The organism is Klebsiella huaxiensis, from assembly GCF_003261575.2.
GTDB lineage: Bacteria > Pseudomonadota > Gammaproteobacteria > Enterobacterales > Enterobacteriaceae > Klebsiella > Klebsiella huaxiensis.
This window is the reverse complement of record NZ_CP036175.1, coordinates 1303864-1330018: the sequence shown is the minus strand read 5'-3', so window position 1 is coordinate 1330018 and position 26155 is coordinate 1303864. Positions and strand designations below refer to the sequence as shown.

At 57.2% G+C, this 26155-nt stretch carries 25 protein-coding genes; 11 read left to right on the top strand and 14 right to left on the bottom strand.

From position 1 onward, the window contains the following. Positions 1–16 precede the first annotated feature (16 nt). Positions 17–1441: a 6-phospho-beta-glucosidase gene (locus DA718_RS06370; RefSeq protein WP_112213778.1), complete on the top strand. Its 1425-nt coding sequence runs from the start codon at positions 17–19 to the stop codon at positions 1439–1441. Between the two features lie 620 nt (positions 1442–2061). On the opposite strand, the gene DA718_RS06365 is transcribed toward DA718_RS06370, so the two are convergent. Beyond that, positions 2062–2727, bottom strand: coding sequence for a hypothetical protein (locus DA718_RS06365; RefSeq protein ID WP_130624351.1), 666 nt, complete (start codon positions 2725–2727; stop codon positions 2062–2064). Between the two features lie 255 nt (positions 2728–2982). On the opposite strand from DA718_RS06365, the gene DA718_RS06360 reads away from it, so the two are divergent. After that, positions 2983–3207: a SymE family type I addiction module toxin gene (locus DA718_RS06360; RefSeq protein ID WP_112213780.1), complete on the top strand. Its 225-nt coding sequence runs from the start codon at positions 2983–2985 to the stop codon at positions 3205–3207. Positions 3208–3519: 312 nt separating this feature from the next. On the opposite strand, the gene hycI is transcribed toward DA718_RS06360, so the two are convergent. From hycI to hycA, 9 genes are all read right to left on the bottom strand, one after another. Next, a complete protein-coding gene (gene hycI / locus DA718_RS06355) occupies positions 3520–3990 on the bottom strand; it encodes a hydrogenase maturation peptidase HycI (RefSeq protein WP_112213781.1) in 471 nt (156 codons plus the stop codon). Continuing rightward, positions 3983–4393, bottom strand: coding sequence for a formate hydrogenlyase maturation HycH family protein (locus DA718_RS06350; protein WP_112213782.1), 411 nt, complete (start codon positions 4391–4393; stop codon positions 3983–3985). The genes hycI and DA718_RS06350 overlap by 8 nt, the downstream gene beginning before the upstream one ends. Next, positions 4390–5157 carry an NADH-quinone oxidoreductase subunit B family protein gene (locus tag DA718_RS06345; RefSeq protein WP_112213783.1) on the bottom strand — a complete coding sequence of 256 codons (768 nt, stop codon included), beginning with the start codon at positions 5155–5157 and terminating at the stop codon, positions 4390–4392. Before DA718_RS06345 ends, DA718_RS06350 begins: the two co-directional genes overlap by 4 nt. After that, the gene (locus tag DA718_RS06340; RefSeq protein ID WP_112213784.1) at positions 5157–5699 is read right to left on the bottom strand and encodes a formate hydrogenlyase complex iron-sulfur subunit; all 543 of its coding nucleotides are present in this window, start codon (positions 5697–5699) and stop codon (positions 5157–5159) included. The genes DA718_RS06345 and DA718_RS06340 overlap by 1 nt, the downstream gene beginning before the upstream one ends. A gap of 9 nt (positions 5700–5708) precedes the next feature. Continuing rightward, positions 5709–7418: a formate hydrogenlyase subunit HycE gene (gene hycE, locus DA718_RS06335; protein WP_110275774.1), complete on the bottom strand. Its 1710-nt coding sequence runs from the start codon at positions 7416–7418 to the stop codon at positions 5709–5711. 17 nt (positions 7419–7435) lie between these two features. Next, a complete protein-coding gene (locus DA718_RS06330) occupies positions 7436–8359 on the bottom strand; it encodes a respiratory chain complex I subunit 1 family protein (protein ID WP_112213785.1) in 924 nt (307 codons plus the stop codon). Positions 8360–8361: 2 nt separating this feature from the next. Continuing rightward, the gene (gene hycC / locus DA718_RS06325) at positions 8362–10188 is read right to left on the bottom strand and encodes a formate hydrogenlyase subunit 3 (protein ID WP_112213786.1); all 1827 of its coding nucleotides are present in this window, start codon (positions 10186–10188) and stop codon (positions 8362–8364) included. After that, a complete protein-coding gene (locus DA718_RS06320; RefSeq protein ID WP_112213787.1) occupies positions 10185–10793 on the bottom strand; it encodes a 4Fe-4S dicluster domain-containing protein in 609 nt (202 codons plus the stop codon). Before DA718_RS06320 ends, hycC begins: the two co-directional genes overlap by 4 nt. Before the next feature lie 82 nt (positions 10794–10875). After that, a complete protein-coding gene (gene hycA / locus DA718_RS06315) occupies positions 10876–11325 on the bottom strand; it encodes a formate hydrogenlyase regulator HycA (RefSeq protein ID WP_112213788.1) in 450 nt (149 codons plus the stop codon). 208 nt (positions 11326–11533) lie between these two features. Here hycA and hypA point away from each other — a divergent pair, with 208 nt between their 5' ends. From hypA to DA718_RS06275, 8 genes are all read left to right on the top strand, one after another. Further along, positions 11534–11884 carry a hydrogenase maturation nickel metallochaperone HypA gene (gene hypA, locus DA718_RS06310; protein ID WP_112213789.1) on the top strand — a complete coding sequence of 117 codons (351 nt, stop codon included), beginning with the start codon at positions 11534–11536 and terminating at the stop codon, positions 11882–11884. A gap of 3 nt (positions 11885–11887) precedes the next feature. Continuing rightward, on the top strand, positions 11888–12760 hold the full coding sequence (gene hypB / locus DA718_RS06305) for a hydrogenase nickel incorporation protein HypB (protein WP_112213790.1): 873 nt from the start codon (positions 11888–11890) through the stop codon (positions 12758–12760). Continuing rightward, positions 12751–13023 carry a HypC/HybG/HupF family hydrogenase formation chaperone gene (locus tag DA718_RS06300; protein WP_004104861.1) on the top strand — a complete coding sequence of 91 codons (273 nt, stop codon included), beginning with the start codon at positions 12751–12753 and terminating at the stop codon, positions 13021–13023. The genes hypB and DA718_RS06300 overlap by 10 nt, the downstream gene beginning before the upstream one ends. Continuing rightward, on the top strand, positions 13024–14145 hold the full coding sequence (gene hypD, locus DA718_RS06295; protein WP_112213791.1) for a hydrogenase formation protein HypD: 1122 nt from the start codon (positions 13024–13026) through the stop codon (positions 14143–14145). It abuts the gene before it with no gap. After that, positions 14142–15152: a hydrogenase expression/formation protein HypE gene (gene hypE, locus DA718_RS06290; RefSeq protein WP_112213792.1), complete on the top strand. Its 1011-nt coding sequence runs from the start codon at positions 14142–14144 to the stop codon at positions 15150–15152. Before hypD ends, hypE begins: the two co-directional genes overlap by 4 nt. Positions 15153–15401: 249 nt before the next feature. Continuing rightward, positions 15402–17474 carry a formate hydrogenlyase transcriptional activator FlhA gene (gene flhA / locus DA718_RS06285; RefSeq protein WP_112213793.1) on the top strand — a complete coding sequence of 691 codons (2073 nt, stop codon included), beginning with the start codon at positions 15402–15404 and terminating at the stop codon, positions 17472–17474. A 38-nt stretch (positions 17475–17512) separates the two neighbouring features. Then, positions 17513–17941, top strand: a complete 429-nt coding sequence (locus DA718_RS06280) for a TOBE domain-containing protein (protein WP_112213794.1) — start codon at positions 17513–17515, stop codon at positions 17939–17941. 115 nt (positions 17942–18056) lie between these two features. Continuing rightward, positions 18057–19013 (top strand): alpha/beta hydrolase, encoded by a 957-nt coding sequence (locus DA718_RS06275; RefSeq protein WP_112213795.1) that lies wholly within the window; start codon positions 18057–18059, stop codon positions 19011–19013. A 156-nt stretch (positions 19014–19169) separates the two neighbouring features. Here the strand turns inward: DA718_RS06275 and DA718_RS06270 are convergent, their stop codons facing one another. The 4 genes from DA718_RS06270 to DA718_RS06255 form a co-directional block, all read right to left on the bottom strand. After that, complete coding sequence (locus tag DA718_RS06270) at positions 19170–20570, bottom strand: glycoside hydrolase family 1 protein (RefSeq protein ID WP_112213796.1); 1401 nt, start codon at positions 20568–20570, stop codon at positions 19170–19172. Between the two features lie 54 nt (positions 20571–20624). Further along, positions 20625–22817, bottom strand: a complete 2193-nt coding sequence (locus tag DA718_RS06265; RefSeq protein ID WP_167492855.1) for a CBM35 domain-containing protein — start codon at positions 22815–22817, stop codon at positions 20625–20627. Positions 22818–22832: 15 nt separating this feature from the next. After that, the gene (locus DA718_RS06260) at positions 22833–24170 is read right to left on the bottom strand and encodes a maltoporin (RefSeq protein WP_112213798.1); all 1338 of its coding nucleotides are present in this window, start codon (positions 24168–24170) and stop codon (positions 22833–22835) included. A gap of 222 nt (positions 24171–24392) precedes the next feature. Next, entirely contained in the window at positions 24393–25664 is a 1272-nt protein-coding gene (locus tag DA718_RS06255; RefSeq protein ID WP_112213799.1) for a PTS sugar transporter subunit IIC, read from the bottom strand. A gap of 175 nt (positions 25665–25839) precedes the next feature. Here DA718_RS06255 and DA718_RS06250 point away from each other — a divergent pair, with 175 nt between their 5' ends. Further along, positions 25840–26154: a PTS sugar transporter subunit IIB gene (locus DA718_RS06250; RefSeq protein WP_110275790.1), complete on the top strand. Its 315-nt coding sequence runs from the start codon at positions 25840–25842 to the stop codon at positions 26152–26154. The last annotated feature ends 1 nt before the right edge of the window (position 26155 follow it).

Here is a 26155-nt window from a genome sequence, read left to right as displayed (position 1 = left end):
GCTAACGAGGTAACGCATGGCGACTTTTCCACAGGGATTTTTATGGGGCGGCGCACTGGCCGCCAACCAGTCCGAAGGAGCATATCTGGAGAGCGGTAAAGGGCTGACCACCGTCGATACCATTCCTCACGGCGCTCACCGCCTGCCGGTCAAGCTGGGGCTGGAGAAACGTTTTGAGCTGCGCGACGATGAATTTTACCCGAGCCACGAGGCCATCGATTTTTATCATCGTTATAAAGAAGATATCGCCCTGATGGCGGAGATGGGTTTTAGCGTGTTTCGCACCTCTATCGCCTGGAGCCGCCTGTTTCCAAAAGGTGATGAACTTGAACCCAATCAGGAAGGGATCGCCTTCTACCGTTCGCTGTTTGAAGAGTGCAAAAAGCACCATATCGAACCGCTGGTCACGCTGTGCCATTTCGACGTACCGATGCATCTGGTGACGGAATACGGCTCCTGGCGCAATCGTAAAATGGTGGAGTTTTTCACCCGCTATGCCCGCACCTGCTTTGAAGCTTTTGATGGTTTAGTGAAATACTGGCTCACCTTTAATGAAATCAACATCATGCTGCATAGTCCATTCTCCGGAGCCGGGCTGGTGTTTGAAGAGGGCGAGAATCAGGATCAGGTGAAATACCAGGCCGCGCATCATGAACTGATAGCCAGCGCCCTGGCCACCAAAATCGCCCATGAGGTAAACCCGCAAAATCAGGTCGGCTGTATGCTGGCGGGCGGCAATTTCTACCCTTACTCCTGTAAGCCAGAAGACGTATGGATGGCGCTGGAGAAAGATCGCGAAAATCTGTTCTTTATCGACGTCCAGGCGCGCGGCGCATACCCGGTATGGGCTGCGCGGGTATTCCGCGAAAAAGGCGTGACGGTTGTGAAAGAAGCGGGTGATGATGAAATCCTACAAAATACCGTTGATTTCGTCTCTTTTAGCTACTACGCCTCGCGTTGCGCCTCGGCGGAGATGAACGCCAATAACACCAATGCCGCCAATATCGTTAAGTCGCTGAAGAACCCGCATATTCAGGCCAGCGAATGGGGCTGGGGTATCGACCCACTCGGCCTGCGCATCACCATGAATATGATGTATGACCGCTATCAGAAGCCGCTGTTCCTGGTGGAGAACGGCCTCGGCGCGCGCGATGAGATTGACACCAACGGCGAGATTAACGACGACTATCGCATTAGCTATCTGCGCGAGCATATTAAAGCGATGGGCGACGCCATCGAAGACGGCATTCCGGTGATGGGTTACACCAGTTGGGGCTGCATCGACCTGGTATCCGCTTCTACCGGTGAGATGAGCAAACGCTACGGCTTTGTCTACGTTGACCGCGACGACGCAGGCCACGGCACGCTGGCGCGTAAGCGCAAAAAATCGTTCTGGTGGTATAAAAAGGTGATTGCCAGCAACGGAGAAGATTTGGCGTAGTTTGCTCCGCAGGCTGAGGGAGCCTCAGCCTCACCAACACCTGCAACACGGAAATTTTCCCGGCTCGCGCTGCGCTTGTTCATCAACGCCTGCAAGCCGGTAGCCTGGACAGATACACCAAGCACCGCCTCTGGGAAAATTATTGGCCTCTGATTACCTCCCCGGGGGCGGCGCAAAGCGCCTGCCCGGGCTACGAGCCCACCTCCGCCCGCGGACCGATAGCCCGGACAGATACACCAAGCACCGCCTCCGGGAAAATTATTGGCCTCTGATTACCTCCCCGGGGGCGGCGCAAAGCGCCTGCCCGGGCTACGAGTCCACCTCCGCCCGCGGACCGATGGCCCGGACAGATACACCAAGCACCGACTCAGGGAAAATTATTGGCCTCTGATTACCTCCCCGGGGGCGGCGCAAAGCGCCTGCCCGGGCTACGAGTCTACCTCCGCCCGCGGACCGATAGCCCGGACAGATACACCAAGCACCGACTCAGGGAAAATTATTGGCCTCTGATTACCTCCCCGCGGGCGGCGCAAAGCGCCTGCCCAGGCTACGAGTCCACCTCCGCCCGCGGACCGGTAGCCCGGACAGATGCGCAGCATCGCCTCCGGGAATGGCAAACGCTACGGATGACAAAAGATAAATTCCCGCCACTCTTCACTCACATCGTACTGCATCAAAAAAGCATCTTTTTCATCAGGGGCCAGATTATGCCAGAAAGGCCGCCATATATTTTCCCACCAAAACGCCAGCCGCCCCTGCAAACTGCCATAGCCCTGCGGTCTCAACGACGGAAAAGCATCCCACGGCAATGGCGGGGAAACAGGCAATGTTTTGACAGCATGAACAAACTCTGCGGAATTTGTCACAACTCGGACCAGGTTGTTATTGAAATCTTTTTCAAATGAATAAGTTAATACTTTCTTGTTGCTGATAGCCATTGCGTCACGATAGCCACACCGGGCCAGCACAAGCCCGTCACTAATCACCCCTTGCTGGATAATCTGAGTAGCATCAACGCTAAATATATCGGCGATATTTTCCTTTATCAGCGACAGCTTTTGATCCGAACAAACAAAAATGGCGTGAACAGCATAGATCTGCTGCTTTGCCAACGAGATAAACGGTGGATAATCTCTTTCGGAAATAGACATTTGAAAATTATCATTGGCAAAAATATCCATCAGCTCAGCATTTTTGCAAAAAAGTCGCTTTATATATTTAATGACCTTGATTTTCATCTTTGATAGTCCATTACCCACCCTGGCTTCCCTGCTGCTTACAATCATACATGAATCCCCGAGACCGGAGGTAAAAATGTAGCTTGCAAGACCAAGGGATAACCAAAAAATCTTATTCAAGCTAATCACAACCTGATGTTTCCAGTTTCATTTATTGCATTTTATTTTGTCGAGCTTGCTTCCAGTTTCAGGTTTGCCATTCAGTTCTTTTACTGGCATTTTATTCAGTAGTTTTTAAACGCAAAATAGAGTTTCACCACATTCCCTTGCGCAACGGAAAATAAATAAAATATGGAGAAGACTATGATAGAAGAAAAAAACAAACCAGAATCGCCTGTTTCTAAACCATTTCGTCATTTAAAAGTGGGTTATATCAGGCGTAAAACCCGGCAAAGCCAACGCGGTCAGCAGCATTCATCGTTGAATCTCAATGGCGACTGGCTGGAAGCGGCGGGATTCCCTATAGGTACGATGGTAAAAGTATCGGTGATGCAGGGAAAGTTAATTATCGAGCAGGTTAATACTTAATACGTTCTACGACGACTTGGTATTTATTAAGCTAAAACGTTATTGCACCACGTTATTTTCACACAAATATCCCTATCATACTTCAAGTTGCATGTACGTTAGCTGCGTTCACTCACCCCAGTCACTTAATTTAGTAAGCGTCTGGGGATTTATTCCCTTGCTGCCGCCCTGCAACTCGCATTATTTATGGTATAAAGCCAACGGTACAATTTTTTTTCAAAATAAAGTCAGCATGGCAGCTTCAATAAATTTTATCCGCCATGCCTTTTGAAGGGAATTTTGCCGGAGAGTATCTGCTCTGCGACATTAATCTCACTCTTCCGCCGCCTCCAACTGCGAAAACCCACCGTTCCCCTGCCAGCCGTTCAGCTTGTGATACACCACCTCGACCGCATCCTTAATCGGCTGGGTCATCGGGTAATAAAAACCGACGATATCCGGCTGAATGCCTAAGAAGATCACCTCGCCGATATCCTCTTTCAGCTGATCGATAAGATAGTTAAGCGGCATATTGTGGGTGGTCATCATAAACATCTCGGCGATATCGTCCGGGTCGACGATGCGGATTTCACCGGGGTTCAGCCCCATATCGGTGGCATCGACGATCAACAGGCGCTCGGGGCGCAGTTCACGAATAGCGACGATGTCGTTTTCCGGGGCGCTGCCGCCGTCAATCACCACCCAGTCGCCAACCGGGTTAGCGGCGCACATCTCCGCCAGCAGCGGGCCTGCGCCGTCGTCACCCATCATGCTGTTGCCGACACAGAGTAAAACATCAGTCACGAAGCCTCCTCACCATCAGGTAGATGGCGCTTTCCTGGTGAATATCATGCAGCATACTGAGCATAATTTTGCTCCACGCCTGCTGCTCAGGGGTTTGCCTGACCTGCGCTTTATCGAAGGCGTTGGCGAGCATGGTCACGTGATTGCTATCGATGACAATCTCGCCGTATTTCGGCACGCCTTCCATTTTGCGCCGCGCGGTGCTGCCTTCTTCGAGAGTGGCAATCCACGCCAGGTACGCTTCCCACGGGCAGCTCAGCGCCGCTTCCAGGCAGTCGATCACGCCGAGGTGGTGGCCAATCGCCAGGCTGTAATAGACCACCTGCTGCGCCTGATCGGGCGTGGCATCGTTCTCATCAATAAATTTACGGCTCAACTGACTGAACACCACCGTTTCGCTCATCGGATACGCGCTCCCTCTACCACCTGGTTCAGATGGGTGACGATCTCGGTCAGACGCGGATCTTTCTCCACCTCCAGCCAGCGCACCACCTGATTATCGCCCTGTCCGAGCAGGCGCATGTAGTCGTCGGCAATCTGGCGACCGTAGCGATAGCCCGCAAGGCGACGCGCTTCGCGGTCGATACGCACACGCAGCGGCTGCACCATGTCCGGGTGAAGAATCTCAGCCGCCTGTTCGTCCTGTTCACCCGGCAGGCGAGCGTGGATTTTCTGCTCCAGCAGGCCCAGCGCCATGGCGAAGCCGTACAGCGTCGCGGCTGGCGTCGGCGGGCAGCCGGGAATATAAACATCTACCGGCACGATTTTGTCGGTCCCGCCCCACACGCAGTAGAGGTCATGGAAGATGCCGCCGCTGTTGCCGCATGCGCCGTAGGAGATACAAATTTTCGGATCCGGCGCAGACTGCCAGGCACGTAATGCAGGCGAACGCATCGCGCGGGTCACCGCTCCGGTGAACAGCAGAATATCGGCGTGGCGCGGCGAAGGGACCACTTTGATCCCAAAACGCTCGGCATCAAACAGCGGCGACAGGGTGGCGAAAATCTCGATTTCGCAGCCATTGCAGCCGCCGCAGTCGACGCGGTAGACGTAGGCGGAGCGCTTAATTTTCTTCAGCAACGCGGTTTTCATGCTGGCGATGGATTCATCCACCGTCATCGGCACCGGAATGCCGTTTTCATCGCGCGGGCCTAATAAATTGCTCATCAGCTGGCCTCTCTCATATGGCGAGTCAGTTCAATACGGTCGGACGGCACCAGACATTTCTGGCGTTTGCACTCCGGGCAGGTCTCAAAGCTTTCGCGATGCAGCTCGGCGCGGGTGTCGCCGTTGTGCTTAAGCAGCGCGATGGCGTAGTCGATCTCTTTTTGCACGGCGAACGGGCGTTCGCACACCCGGCAGTGGCAGATGTCGAAACGCGATTGCTGGAGAAAATCCTCTTTCTTCCACACCGCCAGCTCGTACTCCTGAGAGAGCTTGATTGCCGCCGTCGGACAGACTTCTTCGCAGCGCCCGCAAAAGATGCAGCGCCCAAGGTTGAACTGCCACGCCAGCTGGTTGGTGGTGAGATCGGTTTCTACCGTCAGGGCGTTCGACGGACAGGCGTTAACGCAGGCGGCGCAGCCGATACATTGCTGCGGATTATGCTCCGGTTTGCCGCGGAAATTTTTATCCACCGGCATCGGCTCCAGCGGATACGAGTGCGTCGCGGTGCCGGTTTTGATGACTTTTTTAATAAAGGTAAACATGGCGATTCCTTATTTCAGCGGCGAGTTCTTACGCTCGATGCTGTAGCGCTCCAGCTCTTTGTACGGCACCACTTTGCTCTTCTTCTTGCGCACATCGACCACGGTCATGCGGTCGGTACAGGAGTAGCAAGGATCGAGGCTGCCGATAATCAGCGGCGCGTCGGACACGGTGTTGCCGCGCAGCATATAGCGCAGGGTCGGCCAGTTGGCGTAGGTTGCCGCCCGGCAGCGCCAGCGGTACAGCTTCTGGTTATCGCCGGTCATGCTCCAGTGGATATCATCCCCGCGCGGCGCTTCCGAGAAACCCAGCGCGAAGCGGTGCGGAATATAGGTGAAACCTTCTACCGCTAGTGGGCCGCCCGGCAGGTTATCGAGGCCAAAGTCGATCATGTTCAGCGCGGTGTAGACTTCGTTGATGCGCACCTTCAGGCGAGAAATCACGTCGCAGCCCTGCTCGCTGTGCACGATCATCGGCAGCAGGCCGTAACCGACGAACGGGTGATCGGCGCGGGTGTCGCGGGCATGGCCGCTGGCGCGCACCATCGGGCCGACGTTGCTGAAGTCGCGGGCGATCTGCGGGTCGAGACGACCAATGCCCACGGTGCGCTGCTCCATATTCGGCGTGCTGAGCAGCATATCCACCAGCTCCTGCACGTCGCGGCGCATCTGCTGCGCCAGCTGACGGGTCTGGATCATGTCCTCTTTCAGCAGGTCGCGACGGATGCCGCCAATCAGGTTCAGACCGTAAGTTTTACGCGCCCCGGTGAGAATTTCCGCCATCTTCATCGACGTTTCGCGCACGCGGAAGAACTGCATAAACCCGGAGTCGAAGCCGGTGAAGTGGCAGGCCAGGCCGAGGTTGAGCAGGTGCGAGTGCAGACGCTCAACTTCCAGCAGAATGGCGCGGATCATCTGCGCACGTTCCGGCACCACGATGCCCATCGCGTTCTCTACGGAGGTGGTGTAGGCGGTACTGTGGGCAAAGCCGCAGATGCCGCACACGCGATCCGACAGGAAGGTGACTTCGTTGTAGCCCATGCGGGTTTCCGCCAGCTTTTCCATCCCGCGATGGACATAGAACAGGCGATAGTCGGCGTCGATAATATTTTCGCCGTCAACGAACAGGCGGAAGTGGCCCGGTTCATCGGAAGTCACGTGCAGCGGGCCAATCGGCACCACGTTGTTCTTTTTCGTACCCAGTTCATTAATGAATTCATAGGTTTCAGCATCGGTGGTCGGTGCCGGGCGCTGACGGTAATCCATGCTGTCTTTACGCAGTGGATACAGCTCATCCGGCCAATCGTCCGGCAGCACCAGGCGGCGTTCGTCCGGCAGCCCAACCGGCACCAGGCCGTACATATCGCGCACTTCGCGCTCGCCCCAGACCGCCGCAGGCACGCGTGGCGTCACCGACGGATACTCCGGTTTATTGGCATCCACTTCCACGCGCACGGTGATCCAGCACTTCGTCCCCTGTTCCATCGACAGCACGTAGTAGACGGCGTAGTGGCCGTTCAGCTTGCGCTCATCGTTGCCAAACAGCACCGACAGCCAGCCGCCCTGCTTGTAGTAAAGGAACTCGACCACTTCCGGTAGATAGTTGACCTTCACCGTCACCGTAAGCTGGTCTTTGGTCTGCCAGGCTTCATCCAGCACCACGCCCGGAAAAGCCTGATGCAGTGCGGCGAGATAGTGTTGACCGATTTTTTCTTCAGACATGCTCAAACTCTCTTAAATCACGCCACCAGCAAGGAGACGAAGGCTAAAAAGGCTAAACCGAACCCGGTCCAGGTAATGCGCCCGGTGATATCCAGGCGCAGACGCGCCATGCTGTTTTCGAACAGGGCGATAATCAGTACGCCAACCACCAGCTTGACGACGGCAACCACCAACGCCAGCAGCAGACCGCCGACGCTAAAACTGGTCATCTGCCCCCACGGGATAAACACGCCGACAAACATCTGCAACACCACCAGCTGTTTAAGGCTGATGCCCCACTTCAGCACGCCGAAGCCGCTTCCGCTGTATTCTGAGAGCGGACCTTCCTGAAGCTCCTGCTCCGCTTCCGCCAGGTCGAACGGCAGCTTGCCCATTTCGATAAAGGTGGCGAAGGCGCAGGCGCACAGCGCCAGAACCAGCGGAATACTGCGCGCGGCAGGCCAGTGATAAATGGTGTCGGTGATGCTGCTGATATGGGTGGAACCCGCGACCTGCGCCGCGACCCACAGGCCGAGCAAAAGAATCGGCTCCACCAGCACGCCGAGCATCGCTTCGCGGCTGGCCCCGATAGCGGTAAACGGGCTACCGGTATCCAGGCCAGAAATGGCGAAGAAGAAACGGGCGATAGCGAACAGGTAGATCAGGGTAATCAGGTCACCCAACCCCGTCATTGGCGAGTCAACGGTGACCACCGGCAGCGCGGTGGCGATGGTCAGCATCACGCCGACCATCACGTACGGCGTCAGACGGAACACCCAGCCGGAGGCATCCGGGCCAATACTCTGACGGCCCAGCAGTTTCAGGATATCCCGATACTCCTGCAATACGCCGGGACCGCGGCGGTTATGCAGACGTGCGCGCGCAACGCGGGTGATCCCGGACAACAGCGGCGCGGCGGCAAACAGCACCAGCGCCTGCAACAATGCAATTAATACACTCATTCTCAGGCTCCTCGGGAAACCACAATCACCACCAGCACCGCCAGCTCAACCAGCGCCACGCCGCGAAACAGCGCGGGTGCGGACGCGTTCTGCCAGCCGGGAACCAGGCGTACCGGGTTTAGCCAGTGGCGCAGCTTCAGCATCGGCGCAAAGGCTTCTTTCACCGGCATAGCGAAACCGTGGGCGGTCACCACCATTGATTTTTCATGGTCGTAGCCGCAGACCCAGGCCGCACCGCGAGAGCGCGCAGGCAGGCGGTCGCCTTTGAAGAAGATCATCAGCAGCAGCGGCAGCAGCGGGCAGGCAATCAGCAGAATGGCGATCAGCGGCTGGGACACGACGCTGGAGACTTCCGCCTGAACCGGGAACGCCCCGCTCACCAGCGGCAGCAACCACGGCGCGGCAATCCCGCCAATCACGCAGCAGACCGCAGCCAGCACCACGCTAAAGGTCATCAGCCACGGTGCGCAGGTGGCATTCTCCGCCTCTTTGCTGCGCGGTGCGCCAAGGAAGGTGACGCCGTAGACTTTCGCCATACACATCACCGCCAGCGCGCCGGTAATTGCCAGCCCTACCGCCAGCAGCGGCCCCAGCAGACGGCCAATAAAGGCATCGCCAGTACTTAGCTTGAAGAAGGATTGATAGATAACCCACTCCCCGGCAAAACCGTTCAGCGGCGGCAGCGCAGCCATCGCCATCAGCCCCACCAGCATAGAGAGCGAAATCAGCGGCATTTTTTTGCCGATCCCACCGAGCTTCTCGATATCACGATGACCGGTGCGGAACCACACCGCCCCCGCGCCGAGAAACAGCGTGGTTTTAAACAAGCTATGGTTGATCAGGTGATACATGCCGCCGATAAAGCCCAGCACCATCAGGGTCGGGTTATGGGTAGCGACGCCGGTGACGAACGCCCCGAGGCCGAGCAGGATAATGCCGATGTTTTCCAGGGTGTGGTACGCCAGCAAACGCTGAATATTGTGCTCCATCAGCGCGTACAATCCGCCGATAAACGCGGTGATCATCCCCAGCACCAGCAGCATTACGCCCCACCACAGCGGCGGTACGCTCCCGGCCAGAGACACCGTCAGGATGCCGTAGAGACCGACCTTCATTACCACCGTCGAGAACAGCGCAGCAGCCGGAGCGCTCGCGCCCGCGTGAGCCTGCGGTGCCCAGCCGTGCAGCGGGATAACCCCGGCCAGCAGCGCAAAACCCACCAGGCCCGGCAGCCACAGCAGCGCGTTTTGTGGCGCAGCCATCGCCAGTTGGGTGATCTGCGCCAGTTCAAGGGTGCCGTAGAACGACCACACCAGCCAGCAGCTCCATGCCATGAGCAGCGTACCGAGTCGACCCAGCGCAAACCACAGCTTGCCGGACTGCGCGCAGCCGGTAAGAAACGCCGCGCAGAGCGCCATAATCTCCGCCATCACCACCAGCGCGCCGAAGTTCGTCACCACCACCGCGCAGGTCGCAGCGGCCAGCAACAGGTTCACCAGCAGGCCGTTCGCTTTGACCTGCGGATGGCGATGCCAGGAGATATTGAACAGCGAAATCGGCAGCGCCGACAGGCCAATCGCCAGCAGCCACAGCGCGTTGACGCCGCCAACCCGCATGGTCAAATGCAGCATCTGCAACATACCGCCGCTGATGCGCTCCGGCATCAGCAGCGCCGTTCCACCTGCCAGTACCAGCATGATGCTGGCGACCGCGCCGCCAATCCCGGCAATCGCCCCGCTCAGCGGTTTACGCATGGTGAACAGAAATGCCAGCACCGCGCTGGCGGCGTACCAGACCACAGCCTGATTCACTAATGAAATCACACTCATTTCACGTCCCCTTGTTGCGCCTGGAACAGCGACAGATCGCCGAGGTCGGTATTAAAGGTCAGCTGCCGTTTCCGCTTGCTGGCCAGGGCGATATCGCGGATATCCACCAACAGCAGCGCTTTAGTCGGGCAGGTGCGTACGCACGCGGGGCCCTGCTCATCGAAGTGGCACAGGTCGCATTTGACGGCGATGGCGCGCACGCCGGGAACCCAGTCAAGCAGCGAGCTGACGCGGGCCGGGGCTGGTGGCGCGGCGGGTGCCATTGGCGTGTTGGCGTTAGCCGGAATATCCAGCGGACGGCTGCCGGAAAACTCAATGGCGCCGAACGGGCAGGCAATGCCGCACAGCTTGCAGCTCACGCACAGGCTCTCGTTGAGCTGCACCGCGCCATCGACGCGATTAATAGCGTTTACCGGGCAGACGGCGGCGCAGGGCGCATCTTCACAGTGGTGGCACATCTGCGGCGCAGATTCTTTCTCATTGCGCATTAACCGCAGCCGGGGCATGGATTGCAGGCCCTGCTGGCGGTGAGTCTCAGCGCAGGCGGCTTCGCAGGTACGGCAGCCGATACAGACGGTGGAGTCAGCAATTACAAAACGGTTCACCGGGTCATCCTCAGGTGAAAGTCATTTTTGACGAAAACAGGCGGCGTCGGTGTCAGCTTCGACACTTGTCGACACCTGACGATTAACGGGCCAGCGTCAGGTGGCTTAAATCCACCGGCTGGTCTTGTTCCATAGCCTCATAAAGGCGGTCATAAACGCTGGCGATCGTCGCCAGATAGTGCTCCAGAACCTGCTCGCGGGAGCGGTTGCTGATCCGGCCATCAATGGTGCCGTCTGAGCCCAGCGTAGCCTGCGCAATCAGACGTCTGTCGTCACCGTCTTTGCTTTCTACGTAATATTCGATGGTGTGGCTGTTAAAGCCCTCCGCCAGCGCCACGTAGACCTGAAAATGGCCAAACAGAACGAAGCACAGTTCTTTATCCGGCGCGCAGCTCATGGCGTGATGCAGACGCGCTTTCGACAGGGTTATCCCCTGAACCAGCGAGTTGCAGTAGGTATGCCACTGCTCCTGATGCTGGCGGTGACGATCGGCGATGTAATCCGCCTTTTCACTTAATTCCCAAATAGTCATCCCGGATCCCCCGTTGTATGAGATGCACCGGTAAAGCATTTTTCATGCCAATATTTAATTAATTGATTTTTAATGAGTTTGATAAATCGATAAAGCGGAAAAGACATGTCGATGACGATGTCTGAAGGGTGTCATCGACATTTTGATGACATTAGCTATGACCTGGCATCTTTATTGCATTAATGGGCCATCGCGATACGGAGGCACCATGCACGAAATCACTCTAAGCCAGCGGGCGCTGGAAATTATCGAACAGCAAGCGCAGCAGGCCGGCGCACGTCGGGTAACCGGCGTGTGGCTGAAGGTCGGGGCTTTCTCCTGCGTGGAAGCCAGCGCGCTGACCTTCTGCTTTGAGCTGGTGTGCCGCGGCACGCTGGCGGAAGGCTGCGAACTGCATATCGCCGAACAACAGGCTGAATGCTGGTGTGAAACCTGTCAACAGTACGTGCATCTTATCTCGCAGCACGTCCGCCGCTGCCCGCAGTGCCAGAACGACCAGCTGCAAATTGTGGCAGATGACGGCTTACAGATTCAGCGAATAGAAGTAGATCAGGAGTAAATTATGTGTACAACCTGCGGCTGCGGCGAAGGCAACCTCTATATAGAAGGCGACGAACATAACCCGCATTCGGCGTTTCGCAGCGCCCCCTTCGCACCTGCCCCGCGCCCGATGATGAACATTACCGGCGTCAAAACCGATAACTTCTCCCCAACCCGTTCGGACGTGGGCGACCTGCACTACGGTCACGGCGAGGCGGGTACTCATGCGCCGGGCCAAAGCCAGCGGCGGATGCTGGAAGTGGAAATCGACGTGCTGGATAAAAACAACCGTCTGGCCGCCCGCAACCGCGCGCGCTTCGCCGCTAAAAACCAACTGGTGCTCAACCTCGTCTCCAGCCCCGGCTCCGGCAAAACCACCCTGTTAACCGAAACCCTACTGCGGCTGAAAGAGAAAACCGCCTGCGCGGTGATCGAAGGCGATCAGCAGACGGTGAACGATGCCGCGCGCATTCGCGCCACCGGTACCCCGGCGATTCAGGTCAACACCGGCAAGGGTTGCCACCTCGACGCGCAGATGATTGCCGACGCCGCCCCGCGCCTGCCGCTTGCCGACAACGGCATTCTGTTTATTGAAAACGTCGGCAACCTGGTGTGCCCGGCGGGCTTCGACCTCGGCGAGCGCCATAAGGTGGCGGTGCTGTCGGTGACCGAAGGCGAAGACAAACCGCTGAAGTACCCGCATATGTTTGCCGCCGCCAGCCTGATGCTGCTCAACAAGGTCGACCTGCTGCCCTATCTCAACTTTGACGTGGAAAAATGCCTGGCCTGCGCCCGCGAAGTGAACCCAAATATTGAAATCATTCTGCTCTCCGCCACCAGCGGCGAGGGCATGGGCCAGTGGCTTAACTGGCTGGAGACGCAGCAATGTGCATAGGTATTCCGGGACAAATCTGCGCCATTGACGGCAATCTGGCGAAGGTCGAAGTGTGCGGCATTCAGCGCGAAGTCGACCTGACTCTGGTGGGCGCGGTTGACGATCGCGGCCAGCCGCGTCTCGGCCAGTGGGTGCTGGTGCACGTCGGCTTCGCCATGAGCGTAATAAACGAGGCCGAAGCCCGAGACACTCTTGAAGCGCTGCAAAATATGTTTGAAGTGGAGCCGGACGTCGGCGCACTGCTGTACGGCGAGGAGCGGTAAATGCGTTTTGTTGATGAATACCGCGCCCCGGAGCAGGTGATGCAGTTGGTGGAACATCTCCAGCAGCGCGCGCGCCTGCTACCGCATACCGCCGAACGTCCGCTGCGCATAATGGAAGTGTGCGGCGGTCATACCCACGCCATCTTTAAATTTGGCCTCGACCAGCTGCTGCCGGAAAACATCGAGTTTATTCACGGCCCCGGCTGCCCGGTGTGCGTCTTGCCGATGGGGCGTATCGACGCCTGTATCGATATCGCCAGCCGTCCGGGGGTGATTTTCTGCACCTTCGGCGATGCCATGCGCGTGCCGGGAAAAAGCGGTTCGCTGCTGCAGGCAAAATCGCGCGGGGCCGACGTGCGGATTGTCTATTCGCCGATGGACGCCCTGAAGCTGGCGCAGCAGAACCCTGAACGTGAAGTGGTGTTTTTCGGTCTCGGCTTTGAAACCACCATGCCCGCCACCGCCCTGACCTTGCGTCAGGCCCGCGAGCGCGGCGTCGAGAACTTTTACTTTTTCTGCCAGCACATTACCTTGCTGCCGACCCTGCGCAGCCTGCTCGACCAGCCGGATAACGGTATCGACGCTTTTCTCGCCCCCGGCCACGTCAGCATGGTCATCGGTACCGAAGCCTACGGATTTATCGCCAGCGACTATCATCGTCCATTAGTGGTGGCCGGATTCGAACCGCTTGATCTACTGCAAGGCGCGGTGATGCTGGTTGAGCAGACAATAGCGCGGCACAGCGAAGTGGAAAACCAGTACCGCAGGGTGGTGCCTGATGAAGGCAACCCGTTGGCGCAGTCGGCCATCGCCGACGTTTTCTGCCTCAGCGGCGACAGCGAGTGGCGCGGTCTGGGGGTGATTAACGACTCCGGCGTGCACCTGACGGCCGCGTATCAGCGTTTCGACGCAGAAGCGCATTTCCGCCCGGCGCCGCAGCGGGTCTGCGACGATCCGCACGCCCGCTGCGGCGAGGTGCTGACCGGCCGCTGTAAACCGCACCAGTGCCCGCTGTTCGGCAATACCTGCAACCCGCAAAGCGCATTCGGCGCGCTGATGGTCTCATCGGAAGGCGCTTGCGCCGCCTGGTATCAATATCGCAGTCAGGAAGTAGAAGCATGAAAAGCATTCAGTTAGCCCACGGTAGCGGCGGTCAGGCGATGCAGCAGCTGATCGCCTCCCTGTTTATGCAGGCTTTCGCCAATCACTGGCTGGCGGAGCAGGAGGATCAGGCGCGTCTCGATCTCGCCGATCTTATGGCCCAGGGCGATCGACTGGCTTTTTCCACCGACAGCTACGTTATCGATCCGCTGTTTTTCCCCGGCGGCAATATTGGCAAGCTGGCGGTCTGCGGCACGGCCAATGATGTGGCGGTGAGCGGCGCGATCCCGCGCTACCTCTCCTGCGGGTTTATTCTCGAAGAGGGGCTGGAGATGGCCACTCTCGAAGCCGTGGTGAACAGCATGGCGCAGACCGCGCGGGAAGCCGGTATCGCCATTGTTACCGGCGATACCAAAGTGGTGCCGCGCGGGGCAGCGGATAAGCTATTTATTAATACCGCTGGGATCGGCGTCATCCCCACCGGTATTCGCTGGGGCGCACAGCAGATTAGCGCCGGCGATGTCCTGCTGGTCAGCGGCACGCTTGGCGATCATGGCGCGACGATCCTCAACCTGCGCGAAGAAATGGGGCTGGATGGTGCGCTGTCCAGCGATTGCGCGGTATTGACACCATTAATTCAGCCCCTGCGCGAGCTGCCTGGCGTCAAAGCGCTGCGCGATGCGACCCGCGGCGGCGTTAATGCAGTGGCCCACGAGTTCGCCGCCGCCAGCGGCTACGGGATTGAGCTGCATGAGCAGAAGCTGCCGGTGAACGATACCGTACGCGGCGTGTGCGAGCTGCTGGGGCTGGACGCGCTTAATTTTGCCAATGAAGGTAAGCTGGTGATTGCCGTTGCCCGCGAGGCGGCGGAAAGCGTACTTGCGCATTTACGGTCTCACCCGCTAGGACGAGATGCGGCGATAATCGGCGACGTTGTAGAACGCCGGGGAGTGCGATCCATTGGCCTGTACGGCGTGAAGCGCACGCTCGACCTTCCCCACGCCGAGCCGCTGCCGCGCATTTGTTAACGGGGTTCGGGAGAGTTCCCGGAGGCGGCGCGTTGCGCCAGTCCGGGCTACAAAACCGCACCAGTAGCCCGGACAGATGCGCAGCATCGCCTCCGGGGAAAACATCAGAATCTCAACATCATTATCCAGCCCAAACCATCGGGCACCCACGGATGGGTTAACAGCGGCAACAACCGCTTTATTAACATACTATTATTTGTGTCATCACTTTCTTCTGCACTGCTTTGTAGTGCTTTTTGGACTTAAGCAATGTCGTATACACCGATGGGCGATCTTGGGCAGCAAGGTCTGTTTGATATCACCCGTATTTTATTACAGCAGCCGGACCTGGCCGCGCTGAGCGAAACGCTGACCCGCCTGGTACAGCAGTCCGCGCTCGCCGACCGGGCGGCGATTATTCTGTGGCATTCCGGCAACCACCGCGCGGTCCGCCACGCCTGCGACGACGCCGGGCATCCGGTCAGCTACGAAGATGAAACCGTCCTCGCCAACGGCCCAGTTCGACGCCTGCTGTCGCGCCCGGACGCGCTGCATTGTGATAGCACCACCTTTGCCGAAACCTGGCCACAGCTCTCCGTCAGCGGACTCTATCCCGCATTTGGCTACTACTGCCTGCTACCGCTGGCGGCAGAAGGCCGCATCTTCGGCGGCTGCGAGTTTATTCGCGATGACAACCGTCCGTGGACGGAAAAAGAGTACCAGCGACTGCATACCTTTACGCAAATCATCGCCGTGGTGACCGAGCAGATCCAAAGCCGGGTCAGCAATAACGTTGACTACGACCTGCTGTGCCACGAGCGCGATAATTTCCGTATTCTGGTCGCCATCACTAACGCCGTACTCTCGCGGCTGGATATCGACGAGCTAGTCAGCGAAGTGGCAAAAGAGATCCACCGCTACTTCCGTATTGACGCCATCAGCGTGGTGCTGCGCAGCAACCGCAAAGGCAAGCTCAATATCTACTCCACCCACTATCTCGACGCCAGCCATCCGGTGCACGACCAGAGCGAAGTGGACGAAGCCGGAACCCTGACCGAGCGGGTGTTTAAAAGCAAAGAGATGCTGCTGCTCAACCTGCACGAACACGACTCGCTGGCACCTTACGAAAAAATGCTCTTCGAGATGTGGGATAACAAAATTCAGACCCTGTGCCTGCTGCCGTTGATGTCCGGCAATACCCTGCTTGGCGTGCTGAAGCTGGCGCAGTGCGATGAAAAGGTTTTCACCACCACCAACCTTAAGCTGCTGCGGCAAATCGCCGAGCGCGTGTCGATTGCCGTCGATAACGCCCTCGCATACCGCGAGATCCAGCGTCTGAAGGAGCGTCTGGTCGATGAAAACCTCGCCCTGACCGAACAGCTCAATAACGTTGAAAGCGAGTTTGGTGAAATCATCGGACGCAGCGAAGCGATGAACAGCGTGCTCAAGCAGGTCGAAATGGTGGCACACAGCGACAGTACGGTGCTGATCCTCGGCGAAACCGGCACCGGCAAAGAACTGATTGCCCGCGCCATTCATAACCTCAGCGGGCGCAACAGCCGCCGGATGGTCAAAATGAACTGCGCCGCTATGCCCGCCGGGCTGCTGGAAAGCGACCTCTTTGGTCACGAACGCGGTGCCTTCACCGGCGCCAGCGCCCAGCGCATCGGCCGTTTCGAACTGGCGGATAAAAGTTCGCTGTTCCTTGATGAAGTGGGCGACATGCCGGTAGAGCTGCAGCCGAAGCTGCTGCGCGTGTTGCAGGAGCAGGAGTTCGAGCGCCTCGGTAGCAATAAGTTGATTCACACCGACGTGCGCCTGATCGCCGCGACCAACCGCGATCTTAAGCAAATGGTCGCCGATCGCGAATTCCGTAGCGATCTCTACTACCGCCTGAACGTCTTCCCGATCCACCTGCCGCCGCTGCGCGAGCGCCCGGACGATATCCCGCTGCTGGTAAAAGCTTTCACTTTTAAAATTGCCCGTCGTCTGGGACGTAATATTGACAGCATTCCGGCAGAAACCCTGCGCACTCTCAGCCGCATGGAGTGGCCGGGTAACGTGCGCGAACTGGAGAACGTCATTGAGCGTGCGGTGCTGCTGACCCGCGGCAGCGTGCTGCAACTATCACTGCCGGAAATGAGTATCGAGCAGGAACCGCTGGCCGCAGAAGTGCTGCCGGAAGAAAGCGAGGATGAATACCAGCTGATTATCCGGGTACTGAAAGAGAGCAATGGCGTGGTCGCCGGACCGAAAGGCGCGGCCCAGCGTCTGGGGCTAAAGCGCACAACATTGCTTTCAAGAATGAAACGGCTGGGCATCAACAAAGACGATCTGCTATAACCATTGGAGTCATTAATAACACATTGAATGGAGGCATTATGGCGGTATCAGCACGTAACCAACTCACCGGCACGGTCAGCGCAGTCGCAACCGGCGCGGTCAACGATGAAATCGAACTGACGTTAGCGGGCGGCGCAAAGCTGGTGGCAATCGTTACCCACAGCAGTAAGGAAGCGCTGGGGCTGGCGACCGGTAAAGAAGCCATTGCGCTGATTAAAGCGCCGTGGGTCACGCTGGCGACGGAAGATTGCGGTCTGAAGTTCTCCGCCCGCAACCAGTTTGCCGGTAGCGTGACCCGAGTAACTGAAGGCGCGGTTAACGCCACCGTGCATATTCAGGCCGACGCGGGCTTTGAAATCATTGCTGTCGTCACCAATGAAAGCCAGGAAGAGATGAAGCTGGCACAGGGCAGCCGCGTGATTGCGCTCGTTAAGGCTTCCGCCATTCTTATCGCCACCCGCGCTTAAGTCACATCCAAAATGCTGTTTCATTTCGATTTAAATGAAACAGCGTTCTGTGAGACAACTCGCGTTACCCGCCGCTAATCAATGATAAATAAGCTTTTTCCTCATGGAGATGCTTATGACGCGTTTACCTCTGGCGGCGATTATCACTCTGCTTTTATCTTCTCCGGTCGCCTTCGCGGCCCTGCCCACCTTTTCAGTCTGGCCCGGCGGTGAAGCTCCCGGGGCGAAAAATAGCCCGGCAAGCGAGTCACTTGTGGAGCGTAGCAAAGACCCCACTTTGCCCGACCGTGCGGTAACCGGTATTCGCGCCCCGCAAATCACCGTTTATACGCCGGAGAAACCCAACGGTATCGCGCTGCTGGTGACGCCAGGCGGTTCTTATCAACGGGTGGTGCTGGATAAAGAGGGCAGCGATCTCGCCCCGGTGTTTAACGCGCAGGGCTATACCTTGTTTGTTATGACCTACCGGATGCCGGGGGATGGTCATGCGGAAGGCAGCGATGCGCCGCTGGCCGATGCGCAGCGTGCGCTGCGTAGCCTGCGGGCGCGTGCCGCTGAGTGGCATATTGACCCGCAGAAAATCGGCATCATGGGTTTTTCTGCCGGGGGGCATGTGGCCGCCAGTCTGGAGACCCGCTACGATGAGCAGGTCTACAGCGCTGTGGATACTATCGACCAGCAGAGCGCGCGACCGGACTTTGTGGTACTCGGCTATCCGGTGATTTCTATGGTTCCGGCAATCGCCCACCCCGGTTCGCGTAAAGCGCTGATTGGTGATGCGCCAACGGCGGAGCAGCAGCGTCGTTATTCACCGGAGCAAAACGTGGCTTCCGTGACGCCACCAACCTTTATTCTGCACGCGGTAGACGATCCTTCGGTACCGGTGGATAACTCGCTGGTGATGTTCAACGCTCTGCGCGCTCATAACGTGCCGACGGAGCTTCATCTGTTCGCCGTGGGCAAGCACGGGTTTGGGATTCGTGGAGCTAAAGGCCTGCCCGCCGCCGAATGGCCGCAGCTGGCAATGAACTGGATTGCCTCGCTGCCGGAGATGAAAAAGTCGCGTGATTAATCCCCGGCTACCTGTCCGCAGACGGTGGTGAACCCGTAGCCCTGCTGGGTACGACTTCCCGGAGGCGATGCTGCGCATCTGTCCGGGCTACGGGGGTGCACCATCGGGTAGCCCGGACAGGCGCGTCAAGCGCCGCCTCCGGGGGATTTTACGGTGCTATTTATCGCAGCTAAAGCCGTTGCTGGTCGCCAGTTCGGCAAACCACAGCGCGTTGCGTTTTATCTGCCGCTCTCCGGTTTGCAGGTTGAGCCGCCAGAAACCGTAGCGCCGCTTGAACGAGTTAATCCACGACCAGTTATCGATGAAGGTCCATTGATGCACGCCAAAGCAGTTGGCACCGTCAGCAATGGCGCGATGCAGCTGCACTAAATGCTCTTCCATCAGGCTGATACGGAACGAATCATCAATCACTCCGTCTTCACCCGGTTCGCCTTCCGACTCAATATCCATCGCGATACCAATTTCGGCGAGGAACCACTTTATATTGCTGTAGTTATCGCGAATATTCGCGGCAATGTCGTAAATCGCCTGCGGCAGAATTTCATTGTTATCACGATACGGGTTAAAGCGCCCTTCTGGATTCACGTAGTTTTCGAAGTAAAACTCCGGCGTGAAATAGTCCAGCGCATAGTCGCTTTCACGCGCCTTCACCCGCCGCGGCACGTAGTAGTTGACGCCAAGAAAATCGACGTGCGAGCCGGTTATCAGCTCAACGTCGGCTTTTGTTACCTCCGGCAGGCAATCGTGAGCGGCCAGAATTTCGCACAACTCTTTCGGGAACTGATGCTTCACCAGTGGGTCGAGGAAACTGCGGTTAAAAAACAGATCCGCATACCACGCCGCCTTTTTGTCCTCCGCGCTGTCGTTGCGGGTATAGGACGGCGTCAGGTTCAGCACCACGCCAATCTCGCTCTCCAGCGCCAACGCGCGAAACTCGCGGACGGCTTTGGCGTGGGCCAGCATAATGTTGAACGCCACCTGCGCCGCCAGCTTGCCGTCTTTTTTGCACGGATAGTGGAAATCATACAGATAGCCGCCCTCAACCGGCACAATCGGCTCGTTGAAGGTAATCCAGTATTTCACCTTGTGGCCAAACAGCGCGAAGGCGGTGCGGGCAAAACAGGCGAAAAGGTCCGTCACATGCGCCGACTCAAACCCACCGTACTGCTTTTGCAGGGCTTCAGGCATGTCAAAGTGATAGAGGTTGATCATCGGCTCAATGCCGTTTTCAATCATTTCATCCAGGTAATCGTTATAGAAACGCACCGCGTCCGCATTGGGCGTGCCGGTTTCGAAATCATCAATGAGCCGCGACCATTGAATCGATGTCCGAAAGGAGTTGAAGCCGGTCTGCTTCATCAACGCCACATCCTGCGGATATTGATGATACGTGTCGCAGACGGTTTGCGGCCCAATCTGCTGATAAAAACGCTCCGGCTGTTCGGCAAACCAGCTATCCCAAATCGAACGGTGCGGCTTGTTGCTTATGCCCTCCGTTTGCGGGCCTGATGCCGCCGCGCCCCAAAAAAAGCCTTCCGGAAACTGATACCGGGTCATAACGCCTCCTGTAAGTTAAAAAAGGCTGCACCCAACGAGCGCAGCCAATAAGTACTACTCTGCAACCACTTCAATTGACTTGATAAACATATAGCCCCAGTCACCGGCGAATTTACCGAAGTCGACGCGGTTATCACCGGCCTTCAGCTCAACGGGCACCAGCAGCTGCTGGCCCTGCTCATCGGTCTGCGGGAATTCCACCGCGATTGGCGCGCCGCCGTTAACGATAAACGAGTTTTTCTTACCGCCCCATTTGCCGTTGAACGTCACCCGCAGCTGATACTTTCCAGCCCACGGCGCGGCAACCTGCCAGCTCACCTTATCGCCATCGTTGGCGAACGGCCCGAGGAAACCGTCATCGCCAATCGTCAGTGCGTCTTTCTCGCTTTTAGCCGCCTCAATCTTGCCCTGGCTAACGTTAAACACCCCGCCGCCAAAGCGGCAGTAATCGGCAGGCGCTTTACCAACGGCTTGCGTCACCGTCACCTTGACGGTTTTGCTGCTTTTGAGCAGGCCGTCATCGGCTATAAAGGTCAGGTCATATTCACCGGGCGCGCTAAACCAGGCGCGGGTTTCGGCTTTATCCGTGGCACAAAAATGGGCCTGCGCGTTGCCGCCGTTGCTCCAGCCCACCTTCACGTTACGGTCCGGTAGCGCGTCATCGCGCCAGCTCGCGGTTAATTGCACGCCCTGATCCTGAGTCGTGGTGAGCTTATCGACCAGCGTTACCACCGGAGCCTGATTCTGCTGGGTGTGCTTGACGCTAATCACGTTCGAAGGCACCGAACTACCGCTCTCGTTTTTGGCAATGACGCGGTAATAGTACGTATTCCCCAGCCGCAGGCTGCGATAGTCATCGCGGAACAGATCCATCGTTTGCGGGTTCCACTCGTTAACGCCGTCTGAAATATCGCGCCCCACCACTTTCCACGGCCCTTTTGCCGAATCAGCGCGCTCCACGTCATAGGCGCGTCCTACCGCCGCCCCCAGCCAGTTGATGGCAAACGGTGAATCCGTCGCCCGCAGCTTCGGCGCGTCCGGCTTCGGCAGCGGCGGCGCTTTCTCCTGCCCGCTCATCTGCGCCGCTGCTGTCCGCACCAGGTCAACCACGTCTATTTCCTGGTTGGCTTTACCCTCTACCGGAAAGCCCGGCAAGTGGTAGCTGTAGTGACCCGTGGACTCTTTATGCCAGTAGAAGCCGCCGTCGTGACGATGGCCACGGAAGCCCCAAATCAGCCCGCCCGCCGCCTGCGCGCCGTTGACTTCGCTATGTACGATCGACTGCATAATGGCGTTGAGCTGCTTCGCGTCCAGCAGACCAAATTCGCCCACCATGTACACTTTCTTACCCGCAGCCGCCGTCAGATCTTTTTTTACCTGATCGGGATGGTTGTTATCGGCATTGGTGTAGTAGTGGTTGCTGACGATATCGACATTCGGATCGTTGAGCGCAAACGCATTGATTTTCTTATAGGTGCCATCAATCACCAGTTGATGCGGCGCCCACTTTTTGATCCACGCGGCGGTCTGCTGAAGGAACGCGGCATTGGTGTCCTCCAGCTCGTTGCCGGTCTCCCAGGCCATGATCGCTTTTTCGTCATAATACGGACGACCGGTCATGCTGTTGGTGCGGGTGATCACCTGGCGAATCACGTCGAGATAGGCCTTGAAGGTTTTGCTGTCGGTCCGATAAAAATCCTCTGGCTTCTCATGATAGAACGCCGCCAGCTGCTCGCGGCCGCCCCACCACCACCAGTGATCGATAAACGGCAGGATCAGGCGCAGCCCCTGTTTGTCCGCTTCGGCGATCATATTGTCGTAGACCCGCATCGCCTTTTCGTTGAGGCGCGGCATACCGTCGGCGCTTTCCGGAGCCAGGATATGGGTTTCGCGAGCGCAGGCCTGGTCAAACTCCTGCTGCACCGAGAGCACATACACCCGCTGCGCTTTGGCTCCGGTTTGCACCTGCGCCTTAATCCAGTTTTCCTGTTCGTCCGCCGTCGGCCAGCGAAAGTATTGCCCCCAGCCGCGCGAATCGGCTTTGCAGGTGCCGCGCGCATCGTCTTCAATACGGTGCAGCTCCGGCGCGTGGATGCCCGCAAAGCGGAAGACCTTGTCGCCGTCTTTTAGCGTTGCGCCGTCGCGGGTAATAAAGTGTTCAAAGTGCGACTGCTCTGCGGCCATCGCCCCTGCGCTTCCCAGCGCCGAAAGCAGCACCACGAGCATCAGTTTTTTTACCGGCTTGATCATCGTTATCTCTCCTTAGAACCAGACTTCGGCCTGCACGCCAAAGTTCAGCGTGTCGGTGTCGCCGCTGCGCGAGTAGCCGCCAGCGGAAATGGTGTTGGTGCTCCAGTCGTAGTTGCCGTCCAGCGCATCGGAGACACCTTTGTCCCACTTGGCGTAGGTAACGAAGAAGCGCAGTTGTGGGCGAGTCCAGAAGCCGGAGTCAAAGGTCAGGGTCGGCGCAACGGTGATTTTGGTCAGGCCGCCTTTGCCTTTGCCGTCCACGCCTTTGTAGTTTTTATCGTCGAGATATTCGTAGCCCAGCTCATACTGCATGGCGAAGTTTTTAGTGATCTGCTGGTACGGGCGGATCCCGGCAACCCAGCTGGTGCGTCCCCAGCCGTCGGCATCTTCCGTCCACCAGCGATAGTTTTTATCTTTCTGATAGTAGGCAAAAGTCGAGATTTCCCAGTCGCCCAGAGAGGCCATATTATCCAGTACCACGCGCCAGGACTGGGTGTCTTCGAGGTTAGCCCATCCCCAGCCGTTTTTACCCAGCGAGTCCCCTGCCGCCAGGCCGCGCCCGTACTGGAAGACCACGCGAGAGTAGCCGCCGGTCAGGCCGTAAAAACCGTCAAAGTTGTAGACCCCGGTCACGCCGTAGCCCTTTTCCGCCGAGGTCGGGTGATTCTCGTTGCGGTTCATGTGGTGACCAATCAGCTCCAGATCGAAGCCGGTGCCGCCGATCTTTTTCAGCCACAGGTTGAGCGAGTAGTCATCCGGGTAGCCCTGATCGCCTTTATCAACCGGGTAGGCTTTGGTTTCGTCGGTCGGTGAGAAAGCGTAAACCCCGGCGTCAAAGCGGGCGAAGCCGAGATCCATATTGTCGAAGCCGCCGCCGGTACCGTTGTACTGAATGTACTCCCAGTCGAACTGATGGCTGGAGGTGTTGGAGCTGCTGTAGCGCTTACCGGCCCAGAAGGTCATTTCCGGGGCGAAGTCGAGGTTCGACAGCTCGGCAAAGCCTTCGCGGAACTGAACATCATGCCCATCATCATCCTGACAGTTCCAGTCGGAGGTACATTTTGACTGGTGGGTAATGTTGGCCTGGACTTTCGCCACCACGCCGCTGTCCGACGTTAACGTCACCGTCGGGATCAGTTCGATCTTGGTATCTTCTTCGTTGCCCAGACGCCATTTGCCGTCCGGCATCAGGCCAACGGAGTCGGCGCGGTTGCCATCAGAGTTAGCGAGGATCCCCGAACGGATATAGCCATGGAGCATAAAATCGTATTTCTGCTCGGCGCTGGCGCAGTCGCTCATCACCATGAGGGCGAGTAAAGACAGAGGTATTGAATGATTTAGCCTGATCATTTTTTTTCCTTGGTTATTTTTTATTAACACTGCCTGAGAACGGAAGGAAATTTACGGATCAAAAACGGAAATGTACATCCACCAACGGAAAGCGCTTTCCGTAATTGCCGGATGAGTTCACAAATTTGACGATAGATAGCAAATATTCGTGATGAAGTTCACATAACCAGGCGGAAATAAAAAAGCCCGCACGCGGCGGGCCGATTCAGGCAGGGGAAAAGCTTAGCGTTCGGCGTCGGCGAGCTGGCGTTCGTAGACTTTGAAGAACGGGCGATAGAGCATCCATGCGTTAAAAATAGCGAACAGGCACATACATAAATTTTTCCAGCTACCGTTGGCTGACCAGGCCGCACCGAGCGGCGACGGCATCGACCACGGCAGCATCGCCACCGCCCGGTCGAGAATCCCAAGCTGAGTTAAATACCAGGCGATACAGGCATTTATCAGCGGCACAAAGATAAACGGCAGCAGGAAAACCGGGTTCATGATGATGGGGAAACCAAATAAAATCGGCTCGTTGATATTAAAAAGAGAAGGCAGCAGGCCAATTTTTCCCACGCTTTTTAGCTGCCGCGAACGGCTGCGCATCGCCATAAAGACCAGCGGCAGGGTGGAACCGATACCGCCAATCAGCAAGTAAAAATCCCAGAATCCCTGGAGGTAGATATGCGGTAGCGTGGCGGAACCGGCGGCCAGCGCCTGCTGGTTTTCAAACAGATAGGTCATCCAGAACGGGTTCATAATCCCGGTGATAATCAGCGCGCCGTGAATCCCGACAAACCATAGTAAGTTACAGATAAATAATGAAATCAGCACCGCCGTTAAGATATCTGAGGCCACCACCAACGGGCGTACCGCTTCGCTAATCAGCTCCGGTAAAATGCGCCCGGTGCTCTGTAGCAGCAACGCATTGATAACGCTGATAGATAACATCACCACCAGCAGCGGGATCAGCAGTTGGAAACCATTGCGGGTCATCACCGGCACCTCTTCCGGCAGACGGATACACCAGCCCTTCTTGTAGAAAAAACGGATAATTTCAATCGAGTAGGTACTTGAAATCAGTGCGGTAAAAATCCCCATCCCGCCGAGAAAAATATTGGTCGCCCCGTTATCGCGAAAGCCGATAAACAGCAAAAACGCCAGACAGCCAGTTAACCCGCAGAGCCGCTCCGGCAGTCGGTACTGCTTGGCGAGGCTGGCGCTGGCACCGAAGGCGACAATCAGCGCCACCAGCCCAATGGTGAGTTCAAAGGTCGGCAGCAGAATGGGCCGCAGCTGGAGATAGAACTGGCCGAAAGCCGATGCGCCATCAATGGAAACGGGCGGAAACAAAATCGGCACCAGCAAACTTCCGACAATCACAAACGGCATCGCCAGCGCAAAGCTGTCGCGCATCGCCGTAATGTGGTTATTGCGCGTCAGAACGTTGGCCAGCGGCGCCAGCCGCTGTTCGATGATATCGACGACAACATTCATCAACTGAATGTTCATAGTCCTGCCTTATAGGAATAGTTTTATCGCCGGGATGATCGCGCACTCCTGAGTAAAGTAAAAGCCCGCCATAGGTGATCGTGGTCACAATAAATAAATCCACGAACGGAAAGCGCTTTCCGTTTTATATCCATTATGACTATAGTCGGCACATCCAACTCATCAGGAGCGGTTTATGAAAAAGATAATGTTGTGTTGTTCTGCGGGCATGTCCACCAGCCTGCTGGTGAAAAAAATGGTCGCCGAAGCCGAGCAGCGCGGGCTGCCAGTAGAGATCAACGCCTTTGGCGTCGCGGAATTCGATCAGCAGGTGGGAAATTACCAGGTGGTGCTGCTGGGACCGCAGGTGAAATACATGCAGAAAGATCTGCAAAAACAAGCTGATAAATACGGGATCCGCGTGGAACCCATCAACATGATGGATTACGGCATGCAAAAAGGCGGTGCCGTACTGGATTTCGCGCTTTCCCTTATCGATAACAAAAACTAAG

Coding starts and splice junctions, on each gene's coding strand:
- DA718_RS06370 (WP_112213778.1), top strand. CDS start 17: ATGGCGACTTTTCCACAGGGATTTTTATGGGGCGGCGCACTGGCCGCC.
- DA718_RS06365 (WP_130624351.1), bottom strand. CDS start 2,727: ATGATTGTAAGCAGCAGGGAAGCCAGGGTGGGTAATGGACTATCAAAG.
- DA718_RS06360 (WP_112213780.1), top strand. CDS start 2,983: ATGATAGAAGAAAAAAACAAACCAGAATCGCCTGTTTCTAAACCATTT.
- DA718_RS06350 (WP_112213782.1), bottom strand. CDS start 4,393: ATGAGCGAAACGGTGGTGTTCAGTCAGTTGAGCCGTAAATTTATTGAT.
- DA718_RS06345 (WP_112213783.1), bottom strand. CDS start 5,157: ATGAGCAATTTATTAGGCCCGCGCGATGAAAACGGCATTCCGGTGCCG.
- DA718_RS06340 (WP_112213784.1), bottom strand. CDS start 5,699: ATGTTTACCTTTATTAAAAAAGTCATCAAAACCGGCACCGCGACGCAC.
- hycE (WP_110275774.1), bottom strand. CDS start 7,418: ATGTCTGAAGAAAAAATCGGTCAACACTATCTCGCCGCACTGCATCAG.
- DA718_RS06330 (WP_112213785.1), bottom strand. CDS start 8,359: ATGAGTGTATTAATTGCATTGTTGCAGGCGCTGGTGCTGTTTGCCGCC.
- hycC (WP_112213786.1), bottom strand. CDS start 10,188: ATGAGTGTGATTTCATTAGTGAATCAGGCTGTGGTCTGGTACGCCGCC.
- hycA (WP_112213788.1), bottom strand. CDS start 11,325: ATGACTATTTGGGAATTAAGTGAAAAGGCGGATTACATCGCCGATCGT.
- hypA (WP_112213789.1), top strand. CDS start 11,534: ATGCACGAAATCACTCTAAGCCAGCGGGCGCTGGAAATTATCGAACAG.
- hypB (WP_112213790.1), top strand. CDS start 11,888: ATGTGTACAACCTGCGGCTGCGGCGAAGGCAACCTCTATATAGAAGGC.
- DA718_RS06300 (WP_004104861.1), top strand. CDS start 12,751: ATGTGCATAGGTATTCCGGGACAAATCTGCGCCATTGACGGCAATCTG.
- hypD (WP_112213791.1), top strand. CDS start 13,024: ATGCGTTTTGTTGATGAATACCGCGCCCCGGAGCAGGTGATGCAGTTG.
- hypE (WP_112213792.1), top strand. CDS start 14,142: ATGAAAAGCATTCAGTTAGCCCACGGTAGCGGCGGTCAGGCGATGCAG.
- flhA (WP_112213793.1), top strand. CDS start 15,402: ATGTCGTATACACCGATGGGCGATCTTGGGCAGCAAGGTCTGTTTGAT.
- DA718_RS06280 (WP_112213794.1), top strand. CDS start 17,513: ATGGCGGTATCAGCACGTAACCAACTCACCGGCACGGTCAGCGCAGTC.
- DA718_RS06275 (WP_112213795.1), top strand. CDS start 18,057: ATGACGCGTTTACCTCTGGCGGCGATTATCACTCTGCTTTTATCTTCT.
- DA718_RS06270 (WP_112213796.1), bottom strand. CDS start 20,570: ATGACCCGGTATCAGTTTCCGGAAGGCTTTTTTTGGGGCGCGGCGGCA.
- DA718_RS06260 (WP_112213798.1), bottom strand. CDS start 24,170: ATGATCAGGCTAAATCATTCAATACCTCTGTCTTTACTCGCCCTCATG.
- DA718_RS06255 (WP_112213799.1), bottom strand. CDS start 25,664: ATGAACATTCAGTTGATGAATGTTGTCGTCGATATCATCGAACAGCGG.
- DA718_RS06250 (WP_110275790.1), top strand. CDS start 25,840: ATGAAAAAGATAATGTTGTGTTGTTCTGCGGGCATGTCCACCAGCCTG.